This window comes from Deinococcus malanensis (assembly GCF_014647655.1).
GTDB lineage: Bacteria > Deinococcota > Deinococci > Deinococcales > Deinococcaceae > Deinococcus > Deinococcus malanensis.
On sequence record NZ_BMPP01000011.1, the window covers coordinates 16,447 to 32,103 of the forward strand.

8 protein-coding genes and 2 tRNA genes are annotated in these 15,657 nt (G+C 59.7%); 3 read left to right on the forward strand and 7 right to left on the reverse strand.

Translation table 11 applies throughout. From position 1 onward, the window contains the following. The first annotated feature begins 15 nt into the window (after nt 1-15). Nucleotides 16-91 (forward strand) — tRNA-Asp (locus IEY49_RS13130). 19 nt (nt 92-110) lie between these two features. Continuing rightward, a tRNA-Phe gene (locus tag IEY49_RS13135) sits at nt 111-186 on the forward strand. 97 nt (nt 187-283) lie between these two features. On the opposite strand, the gene IEY49_RS13140 is transcribed toward IEY49_RS13135, so the two are convergent. Continuing rightward, nucleotides 284-1,486 carry a tyrosine-type recombinase/integrase gene (locus IEY49_RS13140; protein WP_189009492.1) on the reverse strand — a complete coding sequence of 401 codons (1,203 nt, stop codon included), beginning with the start codon at nt 1,484-1,486 and terminating at the stop codon, nt 284-286. Further along, nucleotides 1,470-1,685 carry a hypothetical protein gene (locus IEY49_RS13145; protein WP_189009495.1) on the reverse strand — a complete coding sequence of 72 codons (216 nt, stop codon included), beginning with the start codon at nt 1,683-1,685 and terminating at the stop codon, nt 1,470-1,472. The genes IEY49_RS13140 and IEY49_RS13145 overlap by 17 nt, the downstream gene beginning before the upstream one ends. A gap of 383 nt (nt 1,686-2,068) precedes the next feature. Here IEY49_RS13145 and IEY49_RS13150 point away from each other — a divergent pair, with 383 nt between their 5' ends. Continuing rightward, complete coding sequence (locus tag IEY49_RS13150) at nt 2,069-2,836, forward strand: aminoglycoside adenylyltransferase domain-containing protein (RefSeq protein WP_189009498.1); 768 nt, start codon at nt 2,069-2,071, stop codon at nt 2,834-2,836. A 250-nt stretch (nt 2,837-3,086) separates the two neighbouring features. Here the strand turns inward: IEY49_RS13150 and IEY49_RS13155 are convergent, their stop codons facing one another. From IEY49_RS13155 to IEY49_RS13175, 5 genes are all read right to left on the reverse strand, one after another. Continuing rightward, complete coding sequence (locus tag IEY49_RS13155) at nt 3,087-4,295, reverse strand: J domain-containing protein (protein ID WP_189009500.1); 1,209 nt, start codon at nt 4,293-4,295, stop codon at nt 3,087-3,089. Nucleotides 4,296-4,458: 163 nt separating this feature from the next. Beyond that, complete coding sequence (locus IEY49_RS13160) at nt 4,459-5,775, reverse strand: McrC family protein (protein ID WP_229780790.1); 1,317 nt, start codon at nt 5,773-5,775, stop codon at nt 4,459-4,461. Beyond that, nucleotides 5,772-8,699: an McrB family protein gene (locus IEY49_RS13165; RefSeq protein WP_189009503.1), complete on the reverse strand. Its 2,928-nt coding sequence runs from the start codon at nt 8,697-8,699 to the stop codon at nt 5,772-5,774. The genes IEY49_RS13160 and IEY49_RS13165 overlap by 4 nt, the downstream gene beginning before the upstream one ends. A gap of 400 nt (nt 8,700-9,099) precedes the next feature. Beyond that, nucleotides 9,100-12,849, reverse strand: a complete 3,750-nt coding sequence (locus IEY49_RS13170) for an Eco57I restriction-modification methylase domain-containing protein (protein ID WP_189009506.1) — start codon at nt 12,847-12,849, stop codon at nt 9,100-9,102. Then, nucleotides 12,846-15,656 carry a DUF8741 domain-containing protein gene (locus IEY49_RS13175; protein WP_189009509.1) on the reverse strand — a complete coding sequence of 937 codons (2,811 nt, stop codon included), beginning with the start codon at nt 15,654-15,656 and terminating at the stop codon, nt 12,846-12,848. Before IEY49_RS13175 ends, IEY49_RS13170 begins: the two co-directional genes overlap by 4 nt. Nucleotide 15,657: the final 1 nt, after the last annotated feature.

Below are 15,657 nucleotides of genomic sequence, written 5' to 3' on the forward strand. Positions count from 1 at the left end.
TGCGGCGTACCAGATGGTCCGGTAGTGTAGCGGTTAGCATAACTGCCTGTCACGCAGTAGGTCGCGGGTTCAAATCCCGTCCGGACCGCCAAAGTCCCCTCCGGGGGCACGGCTAGGTAGCTCAGCTGGTAGAGCAAACGACTGAAAATCGTTGGGTCGCCGGTTCAAGTCCGGCCCTGGCCACCAAGAAGAACCCCGTCTCAGACGGGGTTCCTTCCTTTTCCACTGACGTGCCCAACAGGCCATTTCCAGGGTGTGTGCCCAACGCGTGCCCAACCGGCTTTTAGCCCCCTGATTTCTGCTGTTTGACCGGCATAGAGAAGTCCAGAGTCATTGCTTCACGTTCCTTCTCGAAGACTGTGCGGTAGCGGTCCTGTGTGAAAGAGGAGCGGGCGTGCCCCACATGAGCACTGACCACCTCCACAGGTCGCCCATGCAACCCCTGAATCGAAATGAAGCTATGACGAAGCACATGCGTGCCCTTGTAAGGCACCTCGGCTTGCTCGCAAAGGCGGCGCATCAGGTTGTATACGGTGTCTGGCAGTATGGGGCCACCCAGCGAGTTGGTGAAGACCGCATCACTCGGCTGGTACCGGTCACCCTGAGCCTCGCGGTCAAGCAGGGCCTGAGTGGGTCTTTCCTGCAGGATGGCCAGTGCGTCCCCGTTCACGGTAATGGTGCGTCGTGAGCGGGCCGTCTTCGGCGTCGTGCGGATGCCTTTTCCATTGATGCTCACGAAGCTCTCGACGACCTTAACTCGTCCACGTTCCAGGTCGACATTTTCCCAGCGCAGGCCTAAGGCCTCACCAATCCGCAGGCCGGTCGCGAGCATAAAGCAGAAGGCCACACCACGCCGGTCCTGACGCGCCACCTGATAGAACTTGGCAGCTTCCTCTTCTGTCCAGGCTTTCGGAGTGGAATCAAGAGCCGCCTCGCGGGAGTAGCGTGGTCGCACCACGTCGGCCGGATTGCGGTTCAGTTCGCCCAGGCGCACGGCATCAGCAAAGACCTGATGCAGCATGTTGTGAATCAGGCGTTTCATGGAATCGCCCAGCGGCTGACCGAGCATCTTCTCACGGCGTTCATCGCGGTGCTGGAGGTCCGCGTAAAAGGCTTCCAGATCCCTGGGCGTGATGCTGGTCAGCCGCCGTTTCCCCAAACTCGGAATGATATGGGTCTCCATCATGCTCTCGTGGCTGCGAGCATACGTGGCCGCCTGGTGTGGTTTCTTGGTTTCATGCCACGCGCGGATGTACTCCTCAAGCGTTGTTTTTGCTGACACGGTGAACTGACCGCGAGAGACGTCCGTTCGTACCCGGCTGAGGGCTTCTTCAGCTTCTGTTTTGGTCGCCACGGTGCCCGAGACGCGCTGAACCTCACCGCTCGGCAGCTCGACACTTGCCCGCCACTGCCATCGCCCGGAGGGCAGCTTCCGGACCGCGCCACGCCCATTGCCCCGCTTCGGCTTTTCAGCTGCTTTGGCCATCACCCACCCCCTTGACTTGCAGGACGGGCTCAAGATCCAAGGCTTCCAGGATGGCTGGCCAGTGACTGTCGGGACGAATCATGGCGCTGCCCAGGGTTCGGCTGAGGATGGCAGGAGTGGTGCCCAGGTGAGTGGCGAGTTGTGCCTGAGTCATCCCCAGTTCTTTCAGGCGGGCCTGAACCGTCATCTTCGCATCCATGGTGTTTGCACTATAGGCTAATTAGCTTCTTTTGCAAATCGGATGGGTTCTAGCCTGCTTATGTGCTCCTGACCAAAACGGCTTCCCGCTGACGGCATACCGTAGACGGCAAACCGCTGACGGGAAGCCGTCTACGGTATGCCGTTTCAAACTTCATCAGGTAGTAGACAATTTCTCGTACAGAAGGACGTTTTTCTGGCTAACGTTACCGTGGTCAAGCGCCCAATTTTCAAGAAAATTGATCGCAAAACTGACAATAGGCAGGCCCTAAACATGGAGGTAAACGAACTACGGTGTCTTCCACCAGCCTCTGAACTACTGATCCGAGCATAAGTCTGTAGCGGTCTGACTGTCAGCAGGCCAGAACCCTTCACACTCATTCCATGCTCCCTTCCGACATCGCCCCCCTCATGACCCACCTTGTGGGCGAGCAGGGCGCGATCCTGGGCCCTCAGCTGCTGGGTGTCTACCTCCGCGGCTCCCTGGTGCTGGGCGACTTCGACCCTCACACCAGTGACATCGACTTGTTCTGCGTGGTGGACCGGCCCCTGAGCGAGCGGGCGTTCGAAGCCCTGAAGGCGATGCATCAGCGCCTGGCCACCCTGGACCATCCGTTGGCCCATGACATCGAGCTGGCGTACCTGCCCCGGTCCTCCGCGTGGGAGTGGCGACCCGGCGAACAGCACCCGACCCTGGGGCGGGGCGAGACGCTGGCCTGGAAAGAGCACGGGGCGAACTGGCTGCTGGAACGGTGGGCGGTGCTCCAAGGGATGCAGGCGCTCTCTGGGCCCCCACCGGACACCTTCATCGCGCCGGTCCCCCCGTCCGCATTCCGTGGCGTGGTGAGGGAGCGGCTGCGGGACTGGGTGGTCTTTGCCCGGACGCCGGATGATCCCGCCTGGCAATCCCCCCGCTCACATGCGGCCTATGTGATTGAGACCGGCTGCCGGATGCTGGCGACGCTGGAGAGCGGCACGTTGCTGAGCAAGCCGGCCGCTGTGCGCTGGGGCAGCATGGCGCTGCCAAAGCCCTGGGCTGGACTGGCCCAGCGTGTGCCCGAGTGGAAGAAGGACGGGATCTTCGATGCGGAGCTCAATGTGCAGGCTCAGGCATTCATCCTCTGGGCGGCACAGCAGGCCGATGTGGCGTGAGGGCATCGGGTCAGGGTGGAGTCGTCTCCGTCGCGTCGGCACAAGTCTTGGTCCGTGTCTTGATTCGGAGCGGTGGAGGACATCGGGCGAACCTTCGACAGCCATGGATGGGCAGCAGTGAGACGTCGAGTATTCGGGCCTTCTGACAGTCAGACCGCTACAGACTTATGCTCGGATCAGTAGTCCAAGCAAAAAGCCTAGAGTCTATGAGGGCTAGAATGCCTACTTCGGCAATTTTCACCAGTCCTCTTCACTGTGCACAGTTCTGGTTGTAGAGGGAAATCGCGGAGTTGTGAACCTCAACTTGGCTCTTGTGGCGCTCAATTTGAGCGTTTTGGTCGGCCAAGTCGGCATTGTAGACATCTACAAAAGCGTTGAACCTATCTACTTCCAGAAACGCTCGCTCGGCTTCAAGCTGGTGGTATCTGGAAAGCAGGGCTTCACCGCTGGTTTCCAGACGCTCAGCTTCTTCTGTGAGACTGTTCTTCTCCTGATCAAGCCCCTGCTTCTGTTCAGTGCAGCGCGCCGTTGCCGCTGCCTCCTGCTCCATGTCGGCACTGATCTGCGCGCCGACAGTTCCCAACAGACCAGCTGCTACCACAAGCGGGACCACGCGAAGCAGACCATTGGTCCGCAGAAGATCCCACGGCCTCTCGATTACGGTATACGGGTCATCACCAAGCAGTTGCTGCAGCGGTTTGATTTCTTCTTCCAGGTGATACTGATTGTCTGCCACTAGGTACGCCTGCTGCCGGGCAAGACGGGCTTTCGAGTTTTCGCCCCTCTGGTAAAAGGCCGCCGCCTGATGAACCAACAAGTTCACCGTCACGGCCGACAGGTCGTTCCCTCCGGTGACGTTACTGTACAGCGCCCGCGGAGTCTGAATCAGACCGAAGGGGAAGCCCCACCACCCGAACAGTGCAGTTTTAATTCCCGCGGCACACAGGTGGCGGTTTGCACACCGGGGGCAGAGAACTCTGGGCGTCAAGCCATGGCGAGTGACCAGCAGCACACTCCAGACCCAGCGAATACCCACCACCCTCAAATAGGGCGATGCCTCCTGACATCTCTCACAGGCAACCAACGGCATGACTTCAGGAGGCGCGTCTCCCACTGCTCCTTCTGCATTCCATTCGTCATATGTTCGGCGTATTTCTGCCTTTCCGACGACCTCGTAGGCCTGAACGATGGCCCGGAAGTTGTCGGCCGCCTCAGGACTTGGATTGCGGTCCGGGTGGTGCTTTTTCACCAGATCGCGGTAAGCCCGCTTGATTTCCTCTTGCGTGGCCGTGTACGGCACTTCCAACAATCTGTAATAGCCCAGACGATCCATGTCCTGACTTGCCATGCGAACCCCTTCCAGTGGAATTTGCGCCTTACCTTTAAGGCCGGGTAGCGTGTTCAAAAGTGCTTGACAGCTGGCCTCACTCTTTGGGCCACCGCAGATGTTGCGCAGCATGGTGAAACCACGCCTTTCGTTTGAGCAGGACCACCAAAAGTATCCTTCTGCGCCGGGTGCTTCTTTGTCACAGCTCCTGGTCTTAAGTGCAATTGCCCGGCGGTCCCTGACCGTAGGGATGCTTCTGTCAGCTTCAAGAGCAAGTCTTTAGTCAGCTGAGTTGTTAATCCTCAAATGGGGTGATCAGCGATAAAGGGAAGGGTAGTGTTGGCGCATCGAGATCGACCATCAGGAGGTGCAATGTGCTGCCACCGAGCAGCTGAATAGACTGGCTCTGTTCTGGGAGGCCAGGGAGCCGCGGGTAAATCAGCCACAACTTGCGGTCAGGTGGCGGTTGCGTTGCCTGGAAGACGTGACTGTACGCGAGCATCTGGTAAGCGTCTGCATTGGACACGTCGTAGGTGGGTATGCTTTCTGGTTTCAGACGTTTCCACTTTGTGTCCGCAATGATGACCTGACCGTCTGGCAATGTGAGCAGTAGGTCCGGACGCAGCATGAACGCTTTAGCGCCATGAACATGCCCAAGAGCCTGGCCAGACACCTGCGTAGCCACGCGCAATTCAGGGAACTGCGCTCGCAGCAAGACTGCAACGTACGCCTCGTAGACCCGGTTCATGTCAAACAGCAGCGCCTGTGCCTGAGCGGTCTGCCCTGACACCAGGGGATTGAGCTCGTAGAGCACAAGGCGGCACAGGCCCTCAAGCGGCGCGAAGTGCGGGTGGCCGCGCTCCAGCCGCCAGTCCTGGAAATCCTGATGAACGTTGCGGCTGGAGGGCACGGCATCGAGGGCAACCAGCAGTTCACGGCCAAGGCGTTTGCTGGACGACTCGCGGGTGAGTTGCTGGCAGCGTTCGACTGTCAGGCGAGTCAGACGGGTCTCAGCACGGTCTGGCAGGTACTCGTCGTATTCCACGTGCAGTAGGTGCGCGCGGTAAGGGGGCTGCCGCACCTGGCGGGGCAGGTTCAAACGGCCGCGGAGCCCAGCGCGTTCCTCCTGGACTGCACGATAAGCGTGGGGGATTCCACGCCGCACCGCAGCCTTGATGCCCTCCAGGACGTAGCGGATCACCACCTCGTACAGGGGCATCCGGGTGGCATCGAGCTCTGCGGGAGGTGCCACCCGGAAGCGTTCGTCGGTGGCCGCCAGCATGCGCAGGAGCAGGGCGCGGCTGCGTTCAAGTGAACCGGCCACGCTGCGCCCGCCAGGCCGCTCATGGGTCTTAGGGAGAACTTCCACCGTGGTGCCGTCAGGAGCGCGCAGGAGCCCCACCCATTGCGTGAGCTTCAGGGCGTCTCGTCCGCCTGCCCGCGTTGGAACTGCGACAGGGTTCAGGTCACTGCCCTTGTGAAGCAGCAAGGCTTGTATTGCGTCGAATGCCTCGGTAGGCAAGCTCTGCACATTAGCCGCGCTGCCGCCCGGTATCGTGCCGCGCACGAGAGTGTCATGCTCGCGCACGTAGAGGTGTAGAGGCACGCTCACGACTCAAAGGGAAAGTCAGCGTCGTTCAGGCGGTCATATACGCCGGTAAAGGCGTCTACGTTACCGAAAGCGTCCTCGTTCAGCCGGTACCGGGTCTCGCCGCTGCCCTGAACCCGATGCAGGAACTGCAGCTCAGTGGGCTTGCCGTCATCTCCCAACACCTCGCGGATCTTGCCCCAGTCCTCGAAGAAATACTCCTCCAGAAGCGGCAGAATCCGCTCGCGCAGGGCACCCGCCACTCCGTCCAGCGTGGCCGGCAGGCCCAGCAGGTAGGCGTGCCCGATGACCTGCTCCCGGCTGAGCAAGCGCTCAATGCGGTCGTTGATGGCGTACAGGAGCTTGCGCAGGTCCAGGGCAGTGCCGTCCGGTAGGGTAAGCACCGGGAGGACCTGAGGCTCAGGCCATACAGGGCGGAACACGAAGCGGCGCCGCAAGGCCGCGTCCAGCAGAGTGAGGCTGCGGTCGGCAGTGTTCATGGTGCCGATCACGTACAGGCTGCGCGGGACGCTCAGAGCGCGGCGACTAAGGGGCAGGGTAACGTTCAGTGCCTCGCGTCCGCCGGCGCGCTTGCTGTCCTCCAGCAGGGTGATGAGCTCACCGAAGATCTTGGAGATGTTGCCGCGGTTGATTTCGTCAATGATCAGCACGTGGGGGAGAGCAGAGGAACCGGTGGAGGCTTTGGCCTGCTGCGTGGCCTGAGGCAGGTGCGCAAGCACCTGCGCAGGGGTCACATCCTTCACCCGCTGCAGGGTGGCTTGAGCAAACTGTTTGCCTGTGACCGTGATGGCGCTGAGATTGAGGCCTTGCGCGAGCCAGTGCACCGGCCGGGCATGGGCATAGTCCAGAGCAAAGACCGGGTTACTGTGTGGGTCGAAGCGATAGTCCCCCGTGACCACGCCTATGGCGCCGATTCTGTCCTGACCTGTGGCCAGCAGGACGAGATCACCGGGGCGCATGCTGTCTTTGAACAGTGACTGGCGGCCGCTCATTTCGTCAAAGCCGACTTCTGAGAGGTCTTTAGGGGTCTTTCCCCAGCTGCCCATGCGGAGTTCGCTACGCGTCAAGCTGAGGTCACGCACCTGACTGATGGGAACAGTGCCGTCGATGTACATGCGCCAAACCTGTCCATCAGCGCGGACTCCATGGGGCAGCGCAGGTGTTGGGGAAGAGGAGGGAATGTCCGGAGTCCCGGGAAGCCCACCGGCGGCCTTCACAGCCTGCAGGAAGATGCCGTCCTCAATGCGGTATGTAAGGTGGCCCCGGTCGTCCATCACAGGTTTGAGGCCTTCAATAAAATCCTCGTACCCGAAGGACTGGTGGAATGTCACGAAGGAAACCCTTCCCTGAGTGGTCAGATCGTCATAGCGGGCCTTACGGGCGGCGCGACCTTCTGCACCCGGGTGAGCTTGCAAGAAGGCTGGATCAAGTATGGCCAGGGCCTCGTCTACCACACGGTATGTCTTGCCGGTCCCAGGGGGGCCGTAAAGAATCTTGTTCAGGGCCACGCCGGGCAGAGGGGCGTCCTGACGTGCTGGGTTGACCTGTGTCTGGCCGGGAACCTCAATCACTTCGGGCGCCGGAATAATTTCTGGAGCGACTGCGAGCGCATCCAGGATGCCGGTCAGGGAGTCGGTGTACGTAAGGGCCGCCTCTAGATGCTCTGCGAACGCCGGAGACTCCAGTTCTTCCGGGGTAAGTGTGAGTCCCACCCGCAGGCGGCGGCTTTTCCCAAAGCCCTGCATGTACGTTTCCAGGGTGGCCCTGATGTCACCTTCCCGTTCGGGCTGTAAGGGGAGCAGCTTAAGAGCGCCAAAATCCGTGCTCAGGGTCAGCGTGGCGGGCATAGAGATGGGAAGCGGCGCGAGAAGCGCTGTGAGCATCTGCTGCTGCCGGGCCGGGTCCTGAAGAGCCTGCCGTGGTCCGTCACCTTTGCCATCAGGCCAGCCGACTTCCAGGGTCAGTCCGGCCGGAAACGGAACATATTCGAAGCCCGAGTTGTCGGCGAACATCAGGGCGCGACCAAACGATTTGCCTTCCGATTTGACGCCCCCACCGAGTGCAACCTTCACGGCCACCTGCTCCTTGCCGCTGTACGGGGAACGGCTGGGTTTAAGGAAGATCGTGGACGGAGCTTCGAAGAGGTCCATGAGCAGCGGGGCGTACTTGCGGTCCAGGATCATGTTGCCCTTCACGCGGTCTGTCATGTACGCCGCGGCATCTTTCCTGAACTGCTCGAAAGGGAAGTGGCCGTCAATCAGCGCGGCGACCTGTTTGCCCTGCTGCGCCCTGAGCCAAGCGGTGTGCGACAGGGTGATGAAGTCGGGAGCGAAGGGCCGCGCCGCGCGGAGCACCTCCTGGTATTCCGGCAGGGACGCAACCCGTGCAGCCCCCAGCACCCTCAGGCTCTCGAGGTATGGGATGTTCACGCCATTGAGCGGGAGGAACAACTCCGGGTTCAACCAGAACAAGCCCTGAGTGAGCTTGGCCAGTGCCACTGTGCGAATGTTGAGCGCCTCCGCGAACGTTACCTCATCCAGGACGCCCGTCAGGGCCTGTCGCGTCAGACTCCAGAGGGTTGGTATGTCCTGCGGCCGGCGTTCACTACGGTACGCGAAGAACCAGGCGTTCATGGGGTTGCTCCACGGAACGCCTGTCAGGTCCAGCGGCACTGACGTATGCACGTTCAGCTGCTGCGCGAGCTTCTGGAAGAAGGCCAGCGCCGTGGGCTCCGACGTGTGCTTCAGCACCAACGAGAAGAACGTGAAGGGGTCGATCTCGGTGAGCGGTGTACCTTCGTCATGGTTGATGGCGATGCCGGCGTCCTGGAGCAGGCTGACGAGCTCAGGCTGCCGCTCCTGATACTCCAAGACCCGAAGGCCCATTTCTCGGAAAAACGGGGGCCACGTAACCTTCACTTGGTCCATGGCATATGAGGCTGGGGTATTCAAGTCCGACTGCGTCTGTCGGTCTTCATACGTTTGTCCGCGATAACCCACCCCTCCCCGTTGTGTTTTCCCATCAGATTTGTTCAGGTCAAACGCGGGTATGCTGACATCTTGCTCACTTTTCGTCACTTACTCACTCCTTGAAGTCCTAACGGACCAGTTCTAGAAAGTGTTACTTCACACCAGCGTTGTGCAGACAGAGCAGACCGAAGGCATAATGCTCATCGTTTCTGTCTCCTCTACTGGTATCCAAGGTGAAATCAGAAAGTCCGATTCAAATCGCAGCGAGAAGCAGCATCGCTCCTCCTAAGTAAATGGCTCGCCGCTGAAGACAAGGTTGTCAGGTTGTGCGCTATGTGCGTTATCTCTACAAGCAAGATCAAGCCCGCAACACATCATTTGCTTTGTAATCTAAGTACGCAGAGAATATTGATTCTGAATTCTTTTGGGTCACTCGAAAGCGCAATCTTTCCTCGTGTCTATCAGGCCGGATAAAAGAGTTCAAAATGAACTGCACCTCATCTTCTTGTAGGCCAGATAAGTAAAACAATAGACCCTCGACTTTTGCTCTAGTAGATATATATGTATTATCATCTTGGGCAATCATTGCTTCGGAGCAAATCCTGGAAAGGCCTGTTATTTTTTGTTTCATATTCACTGTCAGGTTGACAGGAAATGGTAATTGATGAAAATTTGTTACATTCAGATGCATATCCATCACTTTTTGTTTTGCTACAAAGTCAAACACAACGGAATTTATTACAGCATTCACGAGATAGATGTCTGAAAAGTCATGAGGAGTAACCCCGTTAAGTGGTTGCATAGGAGGATATTTAGTATCTATTATCGTTGAAATTGCCGTCCTTTCGTCATCAGAACGAGTGACATCCCTATAACCTATGTACATACTGTCTTGAGTTTTTCTATCCATAAACGCTTTGGCGATGCCGATATCAATGACAAATCGGGGCGAAATCGGCAAATTCTCAACATTCAGATCAGGAGTTGCTGATATAAATTGATCGGGTTTATTTGGCGAATATACAGCAAACAAATTATCATACTGAAACATCATCTTTCCTTCAATAATCGGAGTGTTGTTTTGCATGTCATCAACTTCTCTAATGTCCCTCCAATTTTCGCTAGACGCACTAGATGTCAAGCCTACCCATGCTGTTGCGACATCTGAAACATATCCCCATCTCTGGTATATTTTGCTCATAAGGTCAAGATGCTTCTGGCTTGGGGAGATCGGTGGCTGTAATGTACTGGGATTTATAAGTTTAATATGGGACGGATGGAAAATTAAAAAGTTATATGAGTGTAAAAATTCCTCATTTGCAAAACTGAATTTTGCTGATCGTGGATTTTTGTGAGTTGCTAAGGCTGCAAAGCGATAGCTTTTGTGTACGCTAGGAAATATTCCTTTGCGATTCTTAAAGTCTACAAATAACGACACCGATTCGGAAATTTTTGACCACAGTGGTACTAGAGGTATGGCTGTACTAATATTGCTCGGCAATACAAATCCGATACTCTTGCTAAATGATAATGCGAGTTCGGTAAATAAGGGATATAAATTTATCCTTCCGCCAGAGAGTGGATACCGGCCTGATTTATCAAAAAAGTTAGATTCTGAAGAAATTAAGCGCCTATATTGGTCGTACTCAGCCGAAAGAGTGGGAGAGTTAGAGAGGATTTTTCTGATTTCCTTTTCTCTATCTTCTGTTGTCAGAATGTGGTTTAAAGCAATTCCTTTGATTTTAAAATAGTTCTCTGCCTCGAAGGCTAGACGTTCCCAAGGTGGATTCCCTAATACACAATCGAAGCCCCCCTTCTCCTCATCTCCGAACACGTCGGGAAATTCAACGTGTGGGTGCAAAAAACGGTATTGGCGAGCCGTCTCGGTCACGACTTGCCGTAGCTCGGGCAGTGCCTCACCCGCCTGAAGGCGGTAGAGCGTGGCCGTAGTCAGCACCGGGGCACCTTCCAGCTTCGGCATCACAAAGGCCGCACACCACGCATCGGCCAGAGCCTTGCGTTGCAGCCGGTCAGCATCGACCTCAATGGCTTGGAAGGTGCTTTGCTGCGCTTGCACGTCCTGCAAGGTGTTCGGCTCGATTTTGTTCAGCGCACCCAGCTTGAGGCCCAAGGTGGACATGCCCAAGAGCGTGGGTTGATTGCCTGCGTTGGGGGCCAAGGCGCGGCGTTCCTGCTTGTTCTGTTTTTTTAGCTCCGCAACGACCTTCTTGTCGTCGCCTTCCAGTGCAGTAAAGGCCTCGTCGGGCAGGGCAAGCAGCCGCACTGTGGTTTCCTTGTCGCTGGTGCGGGTCTTGGACCTGTCTTTAAGCACTTCCTTCACCTGCATCCCGTCTTCCGAGATACCTAATAGGCTGTTACCCACACGCAGGCGGTGGTCCAGAAAGGCGAGTGGTCTGCCTGCGTCCTGGCTTTCCAGCCACAGTGCAACCTTTGCCAGCTCTATCGCCATCGGGTTGATGTCTGCGCCATAGATGCAGTGGGCGATAACGATGCGGGTGGCGCGGCGCAGGGCACGGGGGCTGGGTTGAGCCGTTTCCTCCTCCAGCTCCGCTAAGCGCACGGCGATGCGGCGCGCGGCAGCGATCAGGAAGTGGCCGCTGCCACAGGCCGGGTCAATGACCTTCAGCCCCTTCAGCGCGGCGATGGCATCTTCAGGAAGCTTGTCCTGTACCGCGTCCTCTATGACGGGGTCCAAGGCACTATCCAGGAGCAATTCAATCAGGCCGCTAGGCGTGTAGTAACTGCCGGTGCTTTTGCGCTCGTTGCCGGGCAATACCTGAAGGGAGAAGCGCGGGCCGGGTTCGATGCGCGGCACAAGTTCTAGCAGGCTCTCATAGATGCTGCCGAGTTCCTCGGAGTCCAGGCTCGCGTAGTTCACTGGGCGCCGCGCGCCGTCCACTGTGATCTCGCTTATGGCGCGCACGGCGTCGTAGAACGCACGGTTGCTGAGGCGCGCCTTCCGTAGCTCCTCGCGCAACGGGGCGGCGAACAGCAGGCTTCCCAGGGCGGGAAGGCCTAGCGGCGCAAAGCCTTCACGCACGAAGTTCAGGAGTCGCGTCCATCCGTCGTACGCGTCAAAGTGCTGGTTGTTGCTGGTGACGTTGGTAGCTTTGCTGCGCAGAGCACGCGTGAGGTAGTGCGCAGCCCGAGCTCGTGTCTGCGCATCCGGCACATACTGCCCGTCCTCATCCCGTGCGAACAGCAGGTCGCGGTCTTCCGTCACGAACAGAAAAACCATCTGGTACACCATGTTCAGGCAGGTGCGGTACAGCAGCGTGGCGGTCTGCGCGTCCTCCCGCGCCAGGATCAGCAATGCTGGGTTTGCCTCAAGAAAGCCGGTACCAAGCAGATTGATAGCCTGTTCTACGCCATTGCGCAGGCTGTCGCGGGCCTTGACTCCCTCACTGCTCGCCTGCGTATTCCAGGTTTCCAGTACGCTGACCTGCGCGCCCTTGAGCCGCGAGCGGTGCACCAGTAGCCACAGCACCCGGAAGGTCCGGGCGTCTTCGGCGCGCATCATCTCGCCGATCTGGAACTCCACGTAAGCCGGGCGCGTGACCTGTGCGTTGTCCCGCAGGACGCGCAGCACCTCGCCGTTCGTCACTAGGCCCCACAGGTGCCCTGGCGTGGAATTCAAGTAGCCCTGCATCAGCCCATGCGGGCTGGCACGAAGCGTACCCGTCTGCGTGACGCGGTCCAGGTCTGCAGGGACTATTACGCCGTTATCCAGAACAGGCGCCGCGTAGTGCACGGGCACGTCGCCCGTTTCCGTCAGGTGCTTCACCACGTACTTGCCGCCGGTGGCGCCCTGCCCGGTGAAGCTGTACTCCAGGGTCTTCAGCAGGGGTCGCACCCAGCCCGCCCACGGATCGGTCTGAAACTGCTCATACTTCACCCAGGCTTTGCGGGCGTCGTCCCATGCATCCTGAATGGCTTCTTCCAGGGTGGTCTTGGGCGGCAGGGCGTAGCTGGTCGGCGTGGCACCTTCCACCTTGGCAGTCTGCGCTCGATCTGAGAGGCGCAGCAGGAAGTCGTCCGTGAGGCCTAGGCCGTGCACGCGCACGTGCGGTAGTTGTGTGGCGCTCATGCCTGTCCTCCCGCACGGGGCATTGGGATGAACACGTATACACCTAGCAGGTCTGGCGGGCCGGGCGGTTCCACGCTGTACGTCGCGCCGGTGCCGCGCGCGGCACCACGCACCCGTTCATGCGCTTCCAGCAGGGCGGCGGCGCGCTGCCGGGCGCGACCGAGCAGGCTTTCGCCCAAGCTGTCCAGTTCCCCGAGGGCGCGCCGTAGGCGGTCCTCCTTTTGCACGGGGTCCAGGTTGCCTTCGGGGGTCAGTCCCAGCAGCGCCTGCACCTCGTCCAGACTGAGCCAGTCCTGGCCTTCCAGGCGGCCGCGGTAGGCCACTGTGTCTAGTTCTTCTGCCAGGGTCTGCCAAGTGCGGTTGCCCTTGCGGCCCGTGAGATGGAAGCGGTGGCGCAGCAGCAGCAACGTAGTCAGGGTTGTCACGCCACTCGTGCGGATCACGCCCACCCGCTTGGCCATGGCTGCCTGTGGGTCGTCTAGTGCCTGGCCCAGGACGGTGCTGGCCAGCTGCTCTACCAGTGGATGGTTGCGGGCCAGAGCAGTCACATGCCGTTCGGCCTGTGCATCGAAGCGGAAGATACGCGCCTGCGCTAGGAAATCCCGGAACTCTGGGCGGACGTCTACCTGAGCAGGGTTGGCCTGATATGTGCCGTCCAGACGCGGTGTGACGATCACTCCGGAACTTTGCAGGGCATCCAGCACGAACTCCTTAGCGACGCCCGTGTCTCCCAGCGCAGCCCGCACCGCTTGGAGCTCCCCAGCAACCTCTTCCGGGCGAATGCTGTTCTGTGCAAAACGGCTGCGGGATTTCTTCTCGCCTTCCGCCGCGTCGCGCCACTTCACGTCGAATGCCTCCACCTCTGCGAACAGCGAGGGCTGGATTGTCTCACGGGTCTGCGTGTTGAGCACACGCGCCAGCAGGATGTCGAGCAAGCTCTCGGCTTCGTCTGGAGCGGGGACGCTGGTACCGAGCGTGGCGCGGATGAGGCGGTGCTTGCGCACAAGTACTTCCAGAATCAGCGTGTCGATGCGGTTGTCTTCCCCGTACAGGGTGAGCACCCGCACCTCCGGGGCCACCTGCCCGTAACGGTCCACGCGGCCCTCACGCTGGTCCAGACGGGTGGGGTTCCACGGCAGATCGTAGTGGATGACGGCGCTGAAGGCCTGTTGCAGGTTGATGCCTTCCGAGAGGCAATCCGTGGCGACCAAAATCCGCTTCTCGGCTTCCGAGAGGGTGCTCACCGCGTCCACGCGTTCCTGTGGCGTCAGGCGTCCTGTGACGGCTATGACGTCAACGCCATTCAGGGCCTCACGCAGGTGCGCGGCGACGGCCTCGGCGGTGGCAATGAAGCGGCAGAACACGATAGGCGCGAAGCCCTGCTTCACGAGCTCCTTCACCTGGGCGGTAAGCAGGGTCAGCTTGCGGTCCTTCTCCCCGGCGAGCGCCTCGGCACGCTCTGCAAGGCGCTGAAGGCGCCGCGTGGCCTCACTGTCCGGGGCGTCCACCTGTGCGCCGGGCACCACGTCCAGCACTTCCCGCTCGTCGGCATCCGCATCCAGCACTTGGTCACGGCCCAGCCCCTCGATCACTCCCAGGTCCTCTTCGTCGACATTCAGGGCGCGCTCCCGCAAGGTAGCGGCGGCGGCCTGGGGACTACTCGCCAGCGCGCGCAGGAGGCCCAGCGCGGCCCACCAGCGGATACGGGTCCGGTTATGCGTCTCGCCAGGCACCTGGACGCTCTCACGAGCGTAGGCGAGCACATCCTCGAACAGCGCCGCGTACTCGGAGTGAAGTGTGTACTTGAGTTCTGCATCGTGCCGCCGCGGGAAGGGGGTGTCGGCGTGCAGGTAATCGTGAATGTCCTTGCGACCGCGCTGCACGAGGTGACGGGCCAGGGTTTCACGGGCACGGGCGTTCTCCGCGCCGCTGAGGTCCAGTGGCAGGCGGGCAAAGTCCGGGTTCAGGAGCTTGAGCAGGCTGCGGAAGGCATCTTCCTTACCGCTGTGCGGCGTGGCAGTGACCAGCAGCAGGTGCCGCTCCTTGTCACGGGCGAGGTCTTCGAGCAGCCGGTAGCGCTGGTGCCGTTTGGCCCCCAATCCTTCCCCTTCAGCGCTAGCGTGAGCTTCATCGACAATCACGAACTCAGGTGCGTTGAGCAGGAAATCCTGCCGCCAGCGGTCGGTTTTCACGAGGTCAAGGCTGACCACCACGAAGCGGTAGCGCGCGAAGACGCTCTGTCCGGGGTTGCAGTCGCGCTCAAGGCGGCGCGCGGTACCGGGCAGGACCGCCACTGCGTCCAGACCGAACTTCGTGCGCAGCTCTTCGACCCACTGGTCCGCCAAGTGCGGCGGACACAGTACGGCTAGGCGGCTGATTTCACCGCGGTCAAGCAGTTCACGGGCAATCAGGCCCGCCTCGACCGTCTTGCCGACTCCGACATCATCGGCAATCAGGAGCCGGACCGGGCTCTGGCGTAGTGCCATCAGCAGTGGCACGAGTTGGTAGGGGCGCGGTTCCACCCCGAGACGCCCAAGAGAACGGAAGGGCCCGGCGCCGCTGCGGACCGCGAGCCGTGCGGCCTGCAGCAGGAGTTTGGCGCTGCTGGCTGTTCCGAAAGCAGTGGGGGAGGGTGGGGCAAAGGCTGCAGAGCGCACCTCTTCTCCACCCTCTCCGGCGAAGACGCCGGTTACTTCGGCATCACTGCCGCCCAGAGGTTTCAGCAGCAGGAATTCTGGTGTGCTGTCGGGCAGCACCACCCAGTCGCGCCCGCGTGTGTGGACCATTGAACCAATGTCAAACGCCATG

Coding starts and splice junctions, on each gene's coding strand:
- IEY49_RS13155 (WP_189009500.1), bottom strand. CDS start 4,295: ATGCTGCGCAACATCTGCGGTGGCCCAAAGAGTGAGGCCAGCTGTCAA.
- IEY49_RS13165 (WP_189009503.1), bottom strand. CDS start 8,699: ATGGACCAAGTGAAGGTTACGTGGCCCCCGTTTTTCCGAGAAATGGGC.
- IEY49_RS13175 (WP_189009509.1), bottom strand. CDS start 15,656: ATGGCGTTTGACATTGGTTCAATGGTCCACACACGCGGGCGCGACTGG.
- IEY49_RS13145 (WP_189009495.1), bottom strand. CDS start 1,685: ATGGATGCGAAGATGACGGTTCAGGCCCGCCTGAAAGAACTGGGGATG.
- IEY49_RS13170 (WP_189009506.1), bottom strand. CDS start 12,849: ATGAGCGCCACACAACTACCGCACGTGCGCGTGCACGGCCTAGGCCTC.
- IEY49_RS13140 (WP_189009492.1), bottom strand. CDS start 1,486: ATGGCCAAAGCAGCTGAAAAGCCGAAGCGGGGCAATGGGCGTGGCGCG.
- IEY49_RS13150 (WP_189009498.1), top strand. CDS start 2,069: ATGCTCCCTTCCGACATCGCCCCCCTCATGACCCACCTTGTGGGCGAG.